We start from the raw sequence: 17353 nt of genomic DNA on the forward strand, positions 1-17353 counted from the left end.
TACGGAGGCGGAAAGATGGGAAAGACAAAAGTCATATGTTTTGCAAATAACAAAGGCGGCAGCGGAAAATCCACAACCTGTTCCAATGTGGGATATGGACTCACACAGCTGGGAAAGAATGTGCTGATGATAGATGGTGATATGCAGCTGAATCTTTCCCTGTCCCTCTTTGATGAGGAGCAGGTTCTGGCATATGCCCAGAGCGAGAAGAATCTGTACGAGGGAATCAAACAGCAGGATGACCTGAGCGGCTATATCGTGCATTCTCCTTATGAAGGACTGGATCTGATCCCATCCTCCACATTGATGAGTTCCATCGAATATGAGCTTTTTACCAAATGGCAGAGAGAGTATATCCTGAGAAAATGCCTGACCCCCGTCAGGGATTCCCAAATATACGACTATATTCTGATCGATGCGCCGCCGACACTGGGCGGCTGGGTTATGAACATCCTCTGCGCTTCAGATGAAGTGATCATCCCCGTGGAGTCGACGCCATGGGGGCTTTTCGGGTTAGGCAATATGTTTGAATTTCTGGAAGAGGTAAAACAGATTGCCCCGGATCTGAAACTGGGCGGAATTGTGATTACAAAAGTAGATACGAGGAAAAATTATTTCAAACAGACCCTGGAGACCCTGAAAGAACTGGAAAATGTAAAGGTTTATGATACATATATCCGCGTGGACAGCGGAATTGAATGGTCCCAGGACAACAATGCCCCGATTATGGCATATAAGAAAAGCAGCCGGAGCGCTGCAGAGTACATGGAACTGTCAAAAGAGATTGCGAAGCAGCAATAGGAATACAGAATGGAAAAGGTGAGTGCATGCATCCGGAATTGATCAGGGAATTATCTGTGATCACAGAGGAAGAACAGATGATATTGGACGGCAGAAAGGGAATCGACCCGCACCTGTATACAGAAAAAAAAGAGCTGATTGTAGACTGCGAGAAGCTTCTGAAAAAGGGAAAGCTGATTCAGGTCCGGCCTCATACTCGTTTTGTGAACTTTCCGAAACACCGGCACAACTATGTGGAAGTGATCTATATGTGCCAGGGGACAACCACGCATTTTGTAGACGGCAACGAGGTGGTGCTGGAGCAGGGGGACCTGCTGTTTCTGAATCAGAATGCGGTGCAGGAGATCCTTCCGGCGGGAAAAGATGATATTGCAGTGAATTTTATTGTCCTTCCGGAGTTCTTTAATATGGCTTTCTCCATGATGGGGGAAGAGGAAAATATGCTGAAAGAATTTCTCGTGGGAACACTTTGCGGCAAGAACGAGAAAACGTCCTATCTTTATTTTCATGTGGCGGATGTTCTTCCCATTCAGAACCTGGTAGAGAACATGGTGTGGACTATCTTCTATGGTTTATCGAATAAACGCAGCTGCAACCAGATCACGATGGGGCTTTTGTTTCTTCAGCTTCTAAATTATATGGACAAGATGGAGACTGGCAGCAGGCAGTTTGACAAGGAACTGACCGGAGTGGTGCTGAATTATGTGGAAGAGCATTACCGCAGCGGGACGCTGTCTGAGCTGGCTGAGATGCTGGGTTATGATGTATACTGGCTGAGCAGAGAGATTAAGAAGCGCACGGGCAGAACATATAAACAACTCCTTCAGGCGCGGCGCATGAACCAGGCCGCTTATCTTCTCACCAGCAGTACGCTGCCGGTTTCTGATATTATAGAATCTGTGGGCTATGATAATACCAGCTATTTTTACCGGAAGTTCAAGGAGAAGTATGGTATGAGCCCAAAGGAATACCGGGAAAGACTGTAGGCGGGGATGAAGATCCCTGCTTTTCTTGTTTCACAGGAAAATGCTTCCTATGAAATAAAAAGACCTCCTGGCGGGATGCGCATTGTGACGCAAAAGGCAGATGCCACGATGCGGCCGTCGCTGAAACGGGGGTTGCAAACAAAACTCTATTTTAAAGAAAGGAATAAAAAAGAACGATGGAAAAAAGTAATTTTACCTGTGATCTTCATACGCATACAACACGGTCTGACGGAGCGGACACTCCTATGGAGGTGATTCAACGGGCGGCAGCCCTGGGTGTACGTGTGCTGGCGCTGACGGATCATGATACAGTTCCCAGGAGAGTATACAGTGAGGCAGGCAGTGAAACTGACCTCCCCGCGCTTGCTAAAGCAGCAGGCGTGAAACTGCTGCTGGGAACAGAGATTTCCTGTGAGACAGAGGTGGAAGACGTACATATTATTTGTCTTGGATGCAGCTGGGAGGATGCATGGTTTTCAGAGATGGAGCGGGCTGTGTCGGTATCCAGACGTGAGAGCTACCAGATCCTTCTGAAACGGCTGGGAGAGGATGGAATCAACATCACGTGGGACGAAGTTCTGGACAATGACGGGCACCCGATAAAAGAGGAACACGTCATGAAGAAAATGATTTTTGAACAGATGGCGTGGAAGGGGTATGCCCAGAACTGGAAACAGGCAAAACTGATGATAAAAAATACACCCAGATATCAGATAAAGCGTGAAAAACCAGATCCTGCAGCGGTAATCCGGGAGGTGCACCGTACAGGCGGAATTGCGATTCTGGCACATCCTTTCCTGATTGCCAGGCACGCTGAAAAAAATGGGGAAACAATGACGCGGAAAGAGTATATAGATCTGCTTGTGGAGGCAGGGCTGGATGGAATTGAGGCCTGCTATACTTATGATAAGACCAGTTATGAAGGCCCTCTTAGTAAGCGTGAGATTGAAGGCTTTATCCGTGAGAACTATGAGGGCAGAGTGGAGATTATGTCGGGCGGATCAGATTACCATGCGGATCAGAAGAAGGGCGTGGCAAATCCGCGGGAGATCGGAGAATGCGGGGTGACGGAGGCATATTTTTATGGGAACCGTCTGCTGGCCGGTCTGGTATCGAAGGCAGAGGAGTAATCTTTTTCGTGAAAATCAGAGAAAATAACACTCTATTCTGATATAATTAAATAAATTAGTAAATTGAAGTCAGTGATGAAAGGAGGATTAACATGAGATTTGCATTTATAATTATGGGAGAGAATTTTGATCCCCAAAAAGATTGCGTGGGCATACATAATGGAGCCGTGCAGACAATTGGTGTATCCAGTTTGGAAGAAGCGTGTGAAGTATCTAAAAGGCTATATGAAGAAGGGATAGATTGTATAGAACTTTGCGGTGCATTTGGAGCAGATGGAGCCAAATCAATTATTGATATTACTGAGAATAAGATTCCGGTCGGCTTTGTAACTCATTTGCCGGAACAGGATGAGATTTTTCAAAAAACTTTTGAAATGCCTTAAGTAATTCAGAATGAAATATCTATCTAAGAGTAACCAAAGAGGAGGGGGATTCAGAAATGGATTATAATGGAGGTACTGAAAATCAAAACAGTGGCAACAGACATAAAAAATGGTATCAAAAAACGGGTTGGATTATCTTATGGTTGATCCTATTTTTTCCTGTAGGCATATTCCTGATGTGGAGGTATGCTAATTGGAAAAAACCTGTAAAAATAGTCATAAGTGCTGTGTTTGCATTCTTAATATATAGCGGTTTCACAGCCTCAAAATTAGAGAGTATTAATATACAGGCTGACACAGAAACTGTTTACAATATTAATGAACAAATACAGATTAAACAAGTAGTCCAGCCAGATAATCAAACGATTACTGCCACGGCTTATAAAACGACTGGTGGTAAAGTTAAATCTTCTGATAATAAAATGTTTTTTACTAATGATGAGCCTGGCACTTACGAAGTTTATGCAGAAGCTTCTGGGATAAAGAGCAATATATTAACCTTCAAGATAGAAGATAAAACTGCTATTTTAAAAGAAAAAGCTAAAAAAGAAGCAGCCGCAGCTAAGAAAAAGGCTAAGGAAGAAGCAGCAGCTAAAAAAGCTGAAGAGGAAAGACTTGCTGCAGAAGCTGAGGCAAAGAAAAAGGCTGAGGAAGAAGCCGCCGCTAAAAAAGAGGAAGAGCGTATTGCTGCGGAAGCTGCCGCTAAAAAAGCAGAAGAGGAACGTATTGCTGCGGAAGCCGCTGCTCAACAGGCAGAACAAGAAAGAATTGCGTCAGAGCAAGCCGCTGCCCAGGCACAACAGCCTCAAGAACAAATGGTTTGGATATCCGCTACCGGAAGTAAATACCATAGCTATTCAAGCTGCGGTAATATGAATCCAGACAATGCTTATCAAATGACGCAGGCAGAGGCCGAAGCAAGTGGATATGGCCGTTGTAAAAAATGTTACTAATCTTAAAAGCTATGATAGACCATGTACAGTCTAAATTGTGGACGGTCTTTTGGGATAGAGGAATCCAGACATCAGAATAAGTCCATTATCAGTTACATTAGAGTGATTGATAATGGGCTTATTTCAGTGCCTGAATTAACTGTATTCAGGGTAAATTATATAAAAAACTTGTATGAAAGAGTATTTTATAGTAAATTTAGTACAAAAGAGTCATAAAAAATAAATTTGACAGGGGGATTTAACGTGAGAAAATGGTGTTTACTTCTTGTCTTCATAGCTGTACTTCTGATCGGATGTTCTGATAATATGCAGACAAAAGAAACAGAAAATACAAAAGAGAAGACAACCATACATATTATGCACTACTGGGGAGAGAACAATGCAGATGAATCAGCCAAATGCTTCCGGGAGATCATAGATAATGAATTTGAGGAAGCATTTCCTAACGTGGAATTAGTGGAAGATGTATATGACACCGAAACATACAAAAGGAGAATTAAAATTATGATGGCATCTAACGAGATGCCGGATATTATGCTTGGACATGGCGGGGGATTTTCAGAGGCTTTTGTTAATTCGGGAAAGGTGCTTGCCCTGGATCCCTATCTGGATGAGGACTACAAAGACAAGATGACTATGCAGGAAAATTTTATCTATGATGGAAAACAGTATGGTATCTGCTACACTTATTGGATGGGCGTCCTATATTGTAATCAGAGCCTGTTCAGCCAGGCAGGAGCCGAGATTCCTCAGACCTATGAAGAATTGCTCCTGGCCAGTAAAAAATTGCGGGAGCATAATATTCAGCCGGTGGCATGTGGTATGCTGGATCAGTGGCATGGACAACAGTGGATTAATAATTTTACGTTACAGTTGGGCGGAGCAGAGCTCTACAACAGGCTGGCAAAAGAGGAAGAGACTCTGGATAATGAGACGTTGGCAACAGCAGCAGACCTGGTACAAAATCTGGTACGGAAGGAAGTGTTCTGTGATGATATGTCTAATTTAATTTCCTCGGAAGCAGAAGAAATGTTTTTAAACGGAGAAACGGCTATGATCTATATTGGCAATTGGTATACGACCACCGCAGAAGAACGGCTGGGAGATAATCTTAGGGTGGTTAAGATGCCGGTTGTGCCCGGAGCGCAGTATCTGGATGACTACCATGGAGGGGGGACCCACGGATTGATGGTTTCAGCAGATACAGAATATCCGGAACTTGCCACAGAGATTGTGGAATGGCTTGCTTATCGGCTTAGTTGTTATCAGCCGCAGAGCAGCACCTTTCAACTTGCAGAGGGGGACCAGAAAAGGAGTATTGATGCTGTCGAAGAGGAAATTCTGCAAATGTATGCTGACAAACAGGAAAGTGGATGTGCCTGGGATACAATAATGACACTCGAAAGCTCGGACAGCTGGCTGGATTTGTGCGGGAAGCTTTATGATTTGAGAGTTAACGGGACCGGATTTACGAAACTTTTGAAAAGCCGGATTGAATGGAGGAACATTAATTGAGCAAGTGGTTTAGCCAAAAGAAGCTTTTAGGGCAGATTCGCGCTTATTATCTGATTCTTTTTGTAGTGATATTTATTGTGTGTGTGGGACTTTATGTGATTACTTCAAATCAGTACACCAAGAACAGCGAAAACAGCAGCCTGGAATATGGAATGAAGATTGCAGAAAGCAATATGCGGGTCTGGTTTGACAATGCTACGAACTGCTCCAAGTCGATTGCTTACAGTGATACTGTTCAGGAAATACTTCAGTCCGGCAGCAATCTGGACTATGAACACAGGCTGTCCCTACAGAAAGAAATCGTACATAGTGCCGCCTGCTTTGACGGAATCTCGTCGATCTTCCTTTTTGATACGGATGGCAATGCGTATGTGTCCGGGGAGATTGACGATGTCGAGGTCATTCGCAAACAGTTAATGGACCATTCTTACTTTGATTCGTCTTTTGGAGAGGCAGATTCAGATAAAGTAACTTCTATTATGACATTTTCATACGAAGACAGCGATACAGGAACCCAGAGACAGGTACTGTCTTTTGTGAGACAGGTCCGGGAACTGAACAGCATGGAGAGTGTAGGTGTATTGGTGGTTAATATTCCAGGGTCTAACGTTGCAGATATCATCAATACAGTCAGTAAACAGACTGGAATTGATCTAATGCTCTATGACTCGGACAGCAATGAAATCATAGCGGCTCAAGGACCTGAATGGGTAGCATCGGAAATAAAAAACAGTCTGGTCAGCCCGGATGAAGAAATTTATAAAGACATTACCCATGGATCGAAGCGTTATCGCATCGGGATCTATGGAAATAAAAATGAATCCTGGGTAATTGCAGGTATGATTCAGAGAAACCTCATGCTGACGGTCCTTCAACCGGCTATTATCATTATCTGCATTGTGTTTGTTCTGGGGATTTTGCTGGGTATTATAGGGGCCTCTTATATTACGGCCAAGATTACCAAGCCATTGTCTAATATTTTGATGTCCATGGAAAGTGTTGGGGATAATCATTTGCAGCGGGTTGTCCTCATAAAGACAAATTATGAGATGGATAATCTCCAGGAAAAATATAATCATATGCTTGATGAACTCGAAAATCTGATGTCTCAGAAGGTAGAAGAACAGCGGATGCGTAAGAAGTATGAGCTGTCTTTGCTTCAGGAGCAGATTAAGCCGCATTTCCTGTATAATACGTTTGACTCCGTATGTGCTCTTGCAAAGCTAGGGAGAACAGAGGATGTATATATTATGATGCAGGCTCTTGGACAGTATTACCGGAGCAGTCTTCATAGAGGGCAGACAGTAATCACAGTGCAGGAGGAATTGAGTATTGTTGAGAATTATCTGGTGATCCAGTCTTTTCGATATGATGATGTATTTGATGTAGTCTATGATGTGGACGAGAGCGTCAAGCGTTGCAAGACGATTAAACTGATTCTGCAGCCTCTGGTAGAAAATGCCATTTATCATGGATTCCGTGAAAATGATCTGACAGGAACTATAGTGATACGGGCAAAGGATGCAGAGAAATATGTGAAAATGCAAGTGGAGGATAACGGAATAGGTATTGAGCCAGATCAGATAGAGCAGATGCTTCATCCGATTCAGGAACAGCGGGGCAGACGATTTGGTCTTCCTGGGACCATACAGCGTATCAATCTGTATTATAATTGCCAGGAAAAGAATCTGGTAGAGATAGAGAGTACCTATGGCAGCGGAACTACGATTACCATTTGGATTCCTAAGGAAGGGGAAAAAGAAGATGCTGAACGTATTGATAATTGATGATGAGAAACTGGTCAGAGCTATGGTTCGGCAGTGTATTGACTGGGAAGAAATCGGATTACAGGTCGTGGGAGAAGCAAGTTCTGCGCGCATAGGAATGGAGATTATGAAAGAACTCCATGTGGATATTATCGTAATGGATATCAAGATGCCAGGCATGAATGGGCTGGTCTGCAGCCAACAGATATTGGAAAAAAATCCGCGTATGAAGATTATTATTCTTTCCGGACATGACGATTTCGAGTATGCCAGCGAGGGGATTCATATTGGTGTCACTGAATATTTATTAAAGCCTGTCAATGCAAAGGAATTAAGAAGTGCCGTATCCAATGCAAGAGATCAGATTCTTTCCGAGCGAAATCACCAGGAAGAATTCAACCGCTACAAGGAAGAATTGAAAAAACACGCCACTTACATTAAAGACCGGCAGTTATTTGGATTTCTTTCCAGCAGCAATCCAAAGCAGTATATGGAATCCTTGTCCTATTTTGATATACAGATCACTAAGGATCTCTATCAGGTGGCTCTTGTAGAACCGAAACATGACAAAGACGCTACAGAGGAAGATAAGATGCTTACGAAGATGCTGGTACGAAAGCTGGTAGAGGATTATTACGGGGATATCCCCGGAATCTATACTGCAGACAGTGGAGCTGAATGGATTATCATATTAAATAACGAATCTGAAGAGGTGGTTTATGACACAGGAGATAATCTGGAAAGATATCTGGAAGATAATATAGAGACGCCGGTGTGTCTGTATATCGGGAATGTATACCAAGAGATGGATCAGGCCAGGGAGTCATACCGGGAGGCAAAGGATGCGGCAAAATACAGATTTTCTTCTGGGGAGAATGTAATCTGTTTCCGGGATGTATACCCCTATTATGATGCGGGGGTCAATGCGGGAAACAGAGAGAGTCTGATCCATGAACTGGGTAATGCGGTACGCATTGGAAAGGAAGATGCTGCAGAAGAAAAACTTCAGATGATTCTGGATGACTTCAGGAAAGCCGGAGGAAAAAGAGAGCAGGCGGTGATTCAGGCATTGGAGATTTTTGCAGAAATTATGAAAGTATTTTCAGAATTAAAATTGCCGGTTTATTCTGATACAATGAATTATTCGGTTCTGGTAGGAGAGATTTTCAAAAAGGAATCCTTTGATGAAATCGAATATTACTTGAAAGATGTCATTAAAGAAGCCTGTCTTTCTACCAGCGTCAAGGTGGCAGATCAGGAAAAAAGTCTGGTACATAAAGTGAAAGACGCTATAGAAGAGGAGTATGACTGGGAAGATATGTCCCTGAATACACTGGCACAGAAATACTTTACTAATCCCAGTTATTTGAGCCGGGTCTTTAAAGAAAAGACAGGGTGTACCTTTACAGGTTATCTTTTGGATATCCGCATGAAAGCAGCGCAGGATCTGGTTTTACACACGGATATGAAAGCCTATGAGATCGCAGCACGTGTAGGAATCTCGGATCCTCATTACTTCAGCTCATGTTTCAAGAAGTATACAGGAATGTCAGTGGCTGAGTATAAGAAAACAATGAGTCAGTGAGCTGCCCGGTATGATATCAATAGGGATTTGTTTAGTAATTTTATTCTATTCCGATAAGAGGGATGAGGCGGTATCTTGCTGTCGGTGACAGGCTGAAAAGAAGAAAAGTCCAGCAAACGTGTATATTACGCCGTTTGTTGGACTTGTTTTTTATGATATAGGAAATTCCTTTGGAATTCCCTATATCATAAAAACCTTCCGGAGGATGCACACGCCGCAGGCGCGAGTTTCGCAAGCGAAACTCTTTTCTTCCCCGGACGCTGGTGAGTAAGAAATTTATACCAAAAGGTAAAAAAAATCAATTGAAAAATATAGTAAAGGAAAGGAATAAGAAAAGCAAATTATTTGCGGAAATATTATAGGTAATTATGTTCTATTTTTTAGTAATTCTATTCCATTCCAATAAGAGGGCCTCGGTGATATATTTATTACATCACCAATTCCAATAAGGAGCTTCCTAATATAATTCCAAGAAAGAAGGTTGAGAGAAAAATACCTCAGTAAAAATAAGATTACTGACTTTGCCGGTTAGTTAAAAATCTTATTAAAGCAGAGTGAGGTGTCCAAAATGATTTGTAACACACAAAACGCAAAGTATGGGAAAGACGTTGTAATCCCTGATATGGAGCCGACAGGTCACTATTGGTTTACATTGGGGAAATTCCTGCAGGACAACGGAATGAAACCTGTACATGAGAATCCATACCATGCCAGGAAGTCAAAGGAAATGGACGATGACAACCCGAACGAGAATGAACATAATAAGGATCCCCTATAGAAACTATTATAAGAAGAGAGCTGTCAAAAGCCAACGTTTTTCATAATGTTTTGGACTTTGAGCAGCGCGAAAGGAATGGAAAAAGATGAAAAAAAGAATTTTAGCAAGTGTTATGGCATTTACTTTGTTAACTGCAAGCGTACTGTTCACTGGATGCGGAAACAGTGCATCAACAGACACCGGTGCAACAACAGAGAAGAAAACAGAAGTAACTTCCAAAGATGAGGCTGCCACAAAGAAGGATACGAAGGAAACTGATTCTTCAGATGATGAGAAAACCAAGGGTGAGTTAGTAGAAGGCCGCAATGTAAGAACAGATCAAAAGAAAGAAGATCTGAAAGTTGGTGTTTCTTTCAAGACACTTCAGGAAGAAAGATGGGTGCTCGAGCTGAGCGTTATTGAGGATGTGTGTGAGGAAAACGGGGCTGAATGTATTTATCAAATCAGTGAAAATGATGCACAGAAACAGGTTGGACAGATTGAAAACATGGTTGAGCAGGGTGTAGACATTCTTATCTGTCATTCAAATGAGAAAGAAGCTGTATCCGGCGCCCTGCAGGCTGCTTCTGAAGCGGGCGTATTAGTCTGTTATTATGAGAATGCGAACGGTGAAGCATACTGTGATGTTTCCGGCGGGAATGATGCGTTCGATATCGGAGCTCTAATTACAAAGACATTAGCAGATGGAGGTATCAGCGGTAAAGTTGCTTATCTGTATGGCGATCCTGCAGGCGGTACAGGTGTTTATGATTTTCATGATGGTATGTTGAAATCTCTGGAAAACAATGATCTGGAAGTAGTTGGTGAGCAGTGGGTTGAGAACTGGGATCCGGCAAAAGCTATGAGTTATGCTGAAAACTGGATTTCCATTTACGGGAAAGACCTGAAGGCAATCTTCTGTATGAATGATGGTATGGCAACAGGTGTTGCAAAAGCGATTGATCAGGCTGGCCTTACAGGAAAAATTAAGATCTGCGGTCAGGACGCTGAGCTTGTAGCAATACAGAGAGTTATCGCCGGTACGCAGGAATCTACTGTTCTGAAGAGCGGCGTGGCATACCCAAGAGAATTAACACAGTTGGTAATTGATTACAGGGTCGGTGAGGCAACCGCAGCAGACTTTGGATCAACAATAGATAATTCTGATGGTGAAATAGTACCATTCCTGAACTACCCGGGTACTATTATTACAAAAGACAATGTTGACATTGTGATTGATGAAGGTGTTTACACAAAAGATGAAGTATACAATACCGTGGCAGAATAGGGGGAAGTAACAGGATGAAGGGGGCTGTATATGCCTCCTTCATTATTAAGAAAGGATGTGAGTATAGCATGGCAGATTACATCTTAGAGATGAATCATATAACAAAAGAATTTCCCGGTGTAAAGGCACTTGATGATGTTACGTTCGATATCCGCAGAGGAGAAATTCATGCCCTGTGCGGAGAAAACGGAGCTGGAAAGTCAACATTGATGAAGGTCTTAAGCGGCGAACATACAGATTACACGGGCGAATTATTATTGGACGGAAAAACGGTAAACTTTAAAGATATCAAAGAAAGTGAGGCCGCTGGCATCGCAATTATACATCAGGAACTTGGACTGATACAGACCATGAATGTATGTGAAAATATTTTCCTTGGAGACGAGATCTGTGAACATGGCCGCATCAACTGGGATTTGGAATATAAGAAAACAAGAGAAATTCTGGGTGAATTGAATTTGAATATAGACCCGGTTACCCGGGTGGGCAATCTTGGTATCGGACAGCAGCAGCTTATTGAGATTGCAAAGGCATTGAGCAAAAACTGTACGATCCTCATTCTGGACGAACCCACCGCCTCATTACCAGAAGAAGATTCGGAAAATCTCCTTCAACTTGTCAGAGAGCTGAAGGAAAAAGGTATGAGCATCGTTTTTATCTCCCACAAATTAGGTGAGGTTCTCAGTATTGCCGACACTATTACAATTCTGCGGGATGGTCAGACTATCGAGTCCAAACCAGTGGAAGAGTACACCGAGGATTCGCTGGTAAGCGGCATGGTGGGCCGGGAATTGAATACACGATTTGAAAAGCGTAATTGCAATATTGGAGATGTAGCTCTTAAAATCAGCGACTGGTCCGCTTATGACGGAATCAATAATAGATGGATTGTGAAAAACATTAATATGGAGGTACATCAGGGGGAAGTAATTGGTCTGGCAGGCATGATCGGTGCAGGACGAACGGAATTGGCTATGAGCATATTTGGCGCTTTGGAATGCGCTGTTTCCGGCAAGCTGGAGTATATGGGACAGGAGCGCACACATTTTAAAAATGCCAATGATGCTATAAAAGAAGGAGTCTTTTATTCTTCTGAAGACAGAAAAGGGCTGGGGCTTATCCTTACCTCTGATATTGCATACAATGCTTCTTTGTCCAGCCTGGATAAATATATTAACGGCAAGATGTTTATCAACCGGGATAAAGAATACGAAAAAGTAAAAGAGATGGTAACAAAGCTTCGTGTCAAGACGCCGTCTATCCTTCAGAAAGTCAGCAATCTCTCTGGTGGTAATCAGCAGAAGGTATGTCTGGCAAAAGCACTGCTGTGTGAACCAAAGGTATTGATTCTGGATGAAGCAACCAGAGGGATCGATATTGGTGCGAAGGCAGAGATCTATCAGCTGATAAATGATATTGCATCTCAGGGTGTGGCGGTCATTATGATTTCATCTGAACTGCCGGAGATTCTTGGAATGAGTGATCGTGTATACGTTATGAGAGAGGGAATTCTGTCTGGAGAATTTGACAACATGGAAAGAAAATTAACACAGGAAGATGTGGCCATGGCTGCAACAGGAGGAACTAAAAAATGAAAAATAAAAGAAAAAAGACAGACTTATTTGGCTTGTTTTATAAAAACAGTTTGTTGGTAGAAGGAATTGTTATTTTCCTGATTTTTCAGATTGCAACAAAAGGTGCGTTCTTATCTTTTGGTAATATATCGAATCTGCTGATGCAGGGGGCAACCTGTTCTATCATAGCAATCACCATGTGTCTGGTCATTATTACCTGTAATGCTGACCTGTCAGCCGGCCGGTTTCTTGGTATGTTAGCTATGATTGCTGCTATGCTTCAGGTTAATATGCCGCAGATTCCTGCATGGGCCGTCCTGATTATTATCTACATAATTTCTATTGTCGTAGGTTTGTGGCACGGCGTCTGGGTTGGATATATGAAACTGCCGGCTTTTATTATCACTTTGGCAACACAGCTGGTATTCCAGGGGATCAACCAGCTGCTCAGTAATGGACGTATCTATGGTCCGGTCAGCGGAATTATCTCCAAGATGGGTTCAGGATATATCGGTACTTCAAAAAACGGACTTAATGTTTCCAGTATTATTATTGGCGCTGTTGTCATCGCATTCTACGTAGTCACTGTTATCATGAGAGAGCGTAAGGCAGTCAAACAGGGACTTTCTGCAGGAAACTGGAAAAAAATTGTTCCTAAAATGGTCGCTGTCACTGTTTTCATAGGTGTAATCACATGGATGCTCAGCAAATATAAAGGGTATTCTTATGCAATTATTATCCTGGCGGCGCTCACCTTTATCGTAGCTTATATTAGTAACAATACCAAATTCGGACGATATATCTTTGCGATCGGCGGGAATGCAGATGCAGCCGCTCTTTCTGGTATTAACGTCGCGAAAGAAACTGTAAAACTTTATGTGTTACATGCAGTCATTGTTGCTACAGCGGCTATGGTATACCTTGGACGTATGGATTCCGCTACTACAGCAGCCGGCATGGGATATGAATTTACAGCTATCACGGGCTGTGTAGTTGGCGGGACTGCAATCACTGGCGGCAGAGGCGGTGTTATAGGCGCCGTTGTTGGTACTATGATTATGGCGGGTCTTGATAATGGTATGAGTATCATGAACCTGAATCCGGCACTTCAGTATATCGTACGAGGCGGCGTGCTTCTCTTTGCAATTGCAATGGATTCTTACGCAAACAACAGAAAGGCCAAAACAGTACAGACAGCCTGATGTTAGTTTTGAGTGAATTAAAAATATACATTTTTCCGCAGCTTTGCTGCGGACCCGCCCGAAGGGCATGAGTTACGGGGTGCTCTTGGGTATGACATATTCGGCAGGAACGGAGAAGAAAATGAAAGATTATAAGATTAAGGATATTAAGGTTCATCTGGTTTCTCAACCTATTACAGGGGGATTTGCAGATGCCACAAGAAAAGTGGAAAGTATAGGTTTTACGATTGTACGGGTTACAACAGAGGATGGGATAGAAGGATTTGGTGTTACATACCATGAAGTTGGCGGCGAAGCAACTAAAATAATGATTGAGAAAAATATCGCTCCAAAGCTGACTGGAAGAAGCCCTTTTGAGACCGAAAAACTCTGGCAGGAAATGTTCGGATACCTTCGTGGTGTTGGGCGCAAAGGACTTATGTTCTGTGCATATTCAGCGGTAGATATCGCCCTCTGGGATCTGAAAGGAAAAATCCTAAGTGTACCGTTGTATCAGATGTTTGGTGGTACTGAGACGAAGATTCCGGTATATGGAAGTGGTGGCTGGACCTCCTATACGGATGATGAGCTGGTAGAAGAAATGGTGAATCTGGTAAAAACGGATGGCTATAAAAATATCAAATTCAAAGTTGGCGTAGAGGGAGGAGAAAACCCTAACCGGGATCTGATCCGCGTGCAGAAAGTGCGTGAGGCAGTTGGACCGGACATCGGAATTATGCTGGATGCAAACAACTGCTGGGATGCAGGTACAGGTGCAAGATTTGCCAACAGAGTAAAAGATCTGGACATCATGTTCCTGGAAGAGCCAGTATTTGCAGACGATATGCCGGGTCTTAGAAAATATAAAAATACCACAGACCTGCCGCTGGCAACCGGTGAGCATGAATACACGAAATGGGGGGCAAGAGATCTGCTGCTTCATTCCGGTACAGACTATATACAGTGCGACGGAACAAGAGCAGGCGGTTTTACGGAAATGCTGAAAATTGGAGCGCTTACCCAGGCTTTTAACGTGAAGTTTGCACCGCATGCCATGGAAAATATCCATATTCATCTTATCAGTGCTTTCCACAATGCACCATTCCTGGAGAGATTAGTATTATTTGAAGATATTACTGCAAAGGTGTATCTGGATGCACCAAAACCTGTGGATGGATTCATGACGATTCCGGAGGATATGCCGGGATTGGGACTGCAATTAAATATGGACTTTATCAATGAGTATGATGAAAAATTCTAAATGAGCGGCATCACGTGGAGAGAATCATGACATGAAAGCAGTCATCAGGAAAGAACGTACCATATCCTGTCGTTATGGGCTGTGAGTTTACTGGTGATGTATGTGAGACAGGCTCCAGAAAGAGGGAAAAGAACATGATAAACAGAGCAGCATTATTATTAGAAAATAGAAAAATTGAGATTGGTGATTCCGATATGCCAGAGATGAATCCCGGATATGTAAAAGTAAAAGTAGAGTATTGTGGTATCTGCGGATCTGATGTGCACTTCTATTCCTTCGGAGAACCAGAGTTTCCAGATGTATATCCTTTTATCCTGGGCCATGAGTTTGCAGGAACGGTTGTGGAAGTTGACAAAACGGTGACCGGCCTGAAAGTCGGTGACCGCGTATGCGTGGAACCAGGTACTTTCTGTGGAAAATGTGAATGGTGTAAAAAAGGTAAATACAATTTATGTGAAAATATGGAATTTCTTTCTGCCCCAAGAACATTAGGAGGCATGCGGGAATATATCACACACCCGGCGGAACTTTGCTTCAAACTTCCGGATAATGTAAACACCATGGAGGGTGCACTGGTAGAGCCGCTGGCTGTTGGTATGAACAGTGTTGTACGTTCTGGTATCCATGTTGGTGAAAGTGCCGTAGTACTGGGAACCGGCTGTATCGGGCTCGTTACGATTATGGCCCTGAAAGCAGCAGGTATCACGGACATTACCGCAGTTGACCTTTTTGACATCCGCCTGGAAAAAGCAAAAGAATTAGGCGCCGCCAGAACCATCAATACAAAAGACAAGGATTCGGTAACAGAGATTTTAAAATATTATGACGGCATCGGGCCTGACTTCGTATTTGAGACAGCGGGAAACAGGTTTACGGCAGAGTCCGCAGTCTATATCTGCAAAAAAGGCGGAAGCATTATGCAGGTGGGAAACGTTGTGGGAGAGACTTCCTTAAATCTCCAGAGAATGTGTGACAAAGAACTTACGCTTTTGACGAACTTCCGTTATCTCAATATGTACCCGGTATGTCTGGAAGCCATCTCAGCAGGGCGTATTCATGTGAAAGATATTGTATCAAAAGTCTATCCATTTGAAGATACCATGCAGGCATTTGAGGATTGCATTAATAACAGGCAGACTATGGTAAAAGCGGTATTGAAAGTAAGCGAAGAATAGGCTTTCGCAGAGGACGATTATGAATAAAGTAATATGTGTTGGAAATGCAGTAGTAGATATTATTGTAAAGAATGGGGCGGACCGCACCCCGGATGGCATGACTCAGTTCTCAGAAAACATTGATATGTATCTGGGAGGAGATGCAGTAAATGAAGCGGTCAGTATGTCAGCTATGGGCAATGATGTGAAGCTGTATACTGCCATCGGAGACGATGCACTGGGAGAAGCATTCCTCGCCATGATTAAGACCAAAGGTCTGGAAACAGACGGTATTGTAAAGGACACAGAGCATGGAACAACTGCCACCATAGTAACGATAGAAAACAACGGTGAGCATGGCTGTATGACCCTGAAGGATGGTGCTACAGGCAATATGCGGTACAGTCTGGATGCTTTTGATATTGATTTTCAGGATGCAAAACTTCTTTCTGTAGCCAGTCTCTTTTGGAGCAAAGGACAGAAGGATGAGGAACTTTGCAGACTTCTTGCGGCGGCCAAGGAAAACGGGCTGTTGACAGCGGCTGATATGGTATTGGATCAGTCGCAGATGACGCTGGAGGATATTTCCGAGTCCCTGCCCTACATAGATTACCTGGTGCCAAGCTTTCATGAAGCATCCTATTTTACTGGAAAAGATACACCGGAAGAAATTGCGGAGGAATTCCACAGACGGGGCGTTAAGAATGTTGTATTAAAACTTGGAGAAAAAGGGGTATTTGCCAGCGGAAATGGAAATAGCTGGTACGTGCCGACAATTGCAGATGAAGTGATCGATACACTGGGAGGCGGAGACAATTTTGTGGCCGGATTCCTGACTGGTATCCTGGACCAGAAGAGTATGGAGGAAGCTTTATATTTCGGTTCAGCTGCGGCGGCCATAGCGATCAGTCAGTACGGTGCCAATGGTGGAGTAAAGAGCAAAGAACAAGTCCTGCAGTACCTTGATACACATGCCTGAATCGTAAGAGAACATAATATGAAAAAGATTATGAATGGAA

15 protein-coding genes are annotated in these 17353 nt (G+C 43.1%); all 15 read left to right on the forward strand.

Annotation, left to right across the window (positions count from 1 at the left end; genetic code table 11):
- The first annotated feature begins 15 nt into the window (after window positions 1-15).
- The 15 genes from HMPREF0240_RS12800 (at window position 16) to HMPREF0240_RS12870 (ending at window position 17313) form a co-directional block, all read left to right on the forward strand.
- Window positions 16-801 carry an AAA family ATPase gene (locus HMPREF0240_RS12800; protein ID WP_009003836.1) on the forward strand — a complete coding sequence of 262 codons (786 nt, stop codon included), beginning with the start codon at window positions 16-18 and terminating at the stop codon, window positions 799-801.
- Between the two features lie 26 nt (window positions 802-827).
- Window positions 828-1787, forward strand: a complete 960-nt coding sequence (locus HMPREF0240_RS12805; RefSeq protein WP_009003837.1) for an AraC family transcriptional regulator — start codon at window positions 828-830, stop codon at window positions 1785-1787.
- Window positions 1788-1963: 176 nt separating this feature from the next.
- The gene (locus HMPREF0240_RS12810) at window positions 1964-2917 is read left to right on the forward strand and encodes a PHP domain-containing protein (RefSeq protein WP_009003839.1); all 954 of its coding nucleotides are present in this window, start codon (window positions 1964-1966) and stop codon (window positions 2915-2917) included.
- A 92-nt stretch (window positions 2918-3009) separates the two neighbouring features.
- Window positions 3010-3300, forward strand: coding sequence for a DUF6506 family protein (locus tag HMPREF0240_RS12815; RefSeq protein ID WP_009003840.1), 291 nt, complete (start codon window positions 3010-3012; stop codon window positions 3298-3300).
- A gap of 56 nt (window positions 3301-3356) precedes the next feature.
- Window positions 3357-4253 (forward strand): hypothetical protein, encoded by an 897-nt coding sequence (locus tag HMPREF0240_RS23480; protein WP_009003841.1) that lies wholly within the window; start codon window positions 3357-3359, stop codon window positions 4251-4253.
- Window positions 4254-4496: 243 nt separating this feature from the next.
- Complete coding sequence (locus HMPREF0240_RS12825) at window positions 4497-5768, forward strand: extracellular solute-binding protein (RefSeq protein WP_035313359.1); 1272 nt, start codon at window positions 4497-4499, stop codon at window positions 5766-5768.
- A complete protein-coding gene (locus tag HMPREF0240_RS12830; protein ID WP_009003843.1) occupies window positions 5765-7555 on the forward strand; it encodes a sensor histidine kinase in 1791 nt (596 codons plus the stop codon). The genes HMPREF0240_RS12825 and HMPREF0240_RS12830 overlap by 4 nt, the downstream gene beginning before the upstream one ends.
- Entirely contained in the window at window positions 7533-9119 is a 1587-nt protein-coding gene (locus tag HMPREF0240_RS12835; RefSeq protein WP_009003844.1) for a response regulator, read from the forward strand. Before HMPREF0240_RS12830 ends, HMPREF0240_RS12835 begins: the two co-directional genes overlap by 23 nt.
- 568 nt (window positions 9120-9687) lie before the next feature.
- A complete protein-coding gene (locus tag HMPREF0240_RS12840) occupies window positions 9688-9897 on the forward strand; it encodes a transposase (protein ID WP_035313361.1) in 210 nt (69 codons plus the stop codon).
- An 85-nt stretch (window positions 9898-9982) separates the two neighbouring features.
- A complete protein-coding gene (locus tag HMPREF0240_RS12845) occupies window positions 9983-11164 on the forward strand; it encodes a substrate-binding domain-containing protein (protein WP_035313363.1) in 1182 nt (393 codons plus the stop codon).
- 68 nt (window positions 11165-11232) lie between these two features.
- Window positions 11233-12759, forward strand: a complete 1527-nt coding sequence (locus HMPREF0240_RS12850; protein WP_009003847.1) for a sugar ABC transporter ATP-binding protein — start codon at window positions 11233-11235, stop codon at window positions 12757-12759.
- Window positions 12756-13940, forward strand: a complete 1185-nt coding sequence (locus tag HMPREF0240_RS12855; RefSeq protein ID WP_009003848.1) for a xylose ABC transporter permease — start codon at window positions 12756-12758, stop codon at window positions 13938-13940. The genes HMPREF0240_RS12850 and HMPREF0240_RS12855 overlap by 4 nt, the downstream gene beginning before the upstream one ends.
- 121 nt (window positions 13941-14061) lie before the next feature.
- Complete coding sequence (locus tag HMPREF0240_RS12860) at window positions 14062-15180, forward strand: mandelate racemase/muconate lactonizing enzyme family protein (protein WP_035313458.1); 1119 nt, start codon at window positions 14062-14064, stop codon at window positions 15178-15180.
- 134 nt (window positions 15181-15314) lie between these two features.
- A complete protein-coding gene (locus HMPREF0240_RS12865) occupies window positions 15315-16355 on the forward strand; it encodes an NAD(P)-dependent alcohol dehydrogenase (protein ID WP_009003850.1) in 1041 nt (346 codons plus the stop codon).
- Between the two features lie 19 nt (window positions 16356-16374).
- Window positions 16375-17313, forward strand: coding sequence for a carbohydrate kinase family protein (locus HMPREF0240_RS12870; protein ID WP_009003851.1), 939 nt, complete (start codon window positions 16375-16377; stop codon window positions 17311-17313).
- Window positions 17314-17353 lie beyond the last annotated feature (40 nt).

This window comes from Clostridium sp. D5 (assembly GCF_000190355.1).
In the GTDB taxonomy this organism is placed as follows: Bacteria; Bacillota; Clostridia; order Lachnospirales; family Lachnospiraceae; genus Faecalicatena; species Faecalicatena fissicatena_A.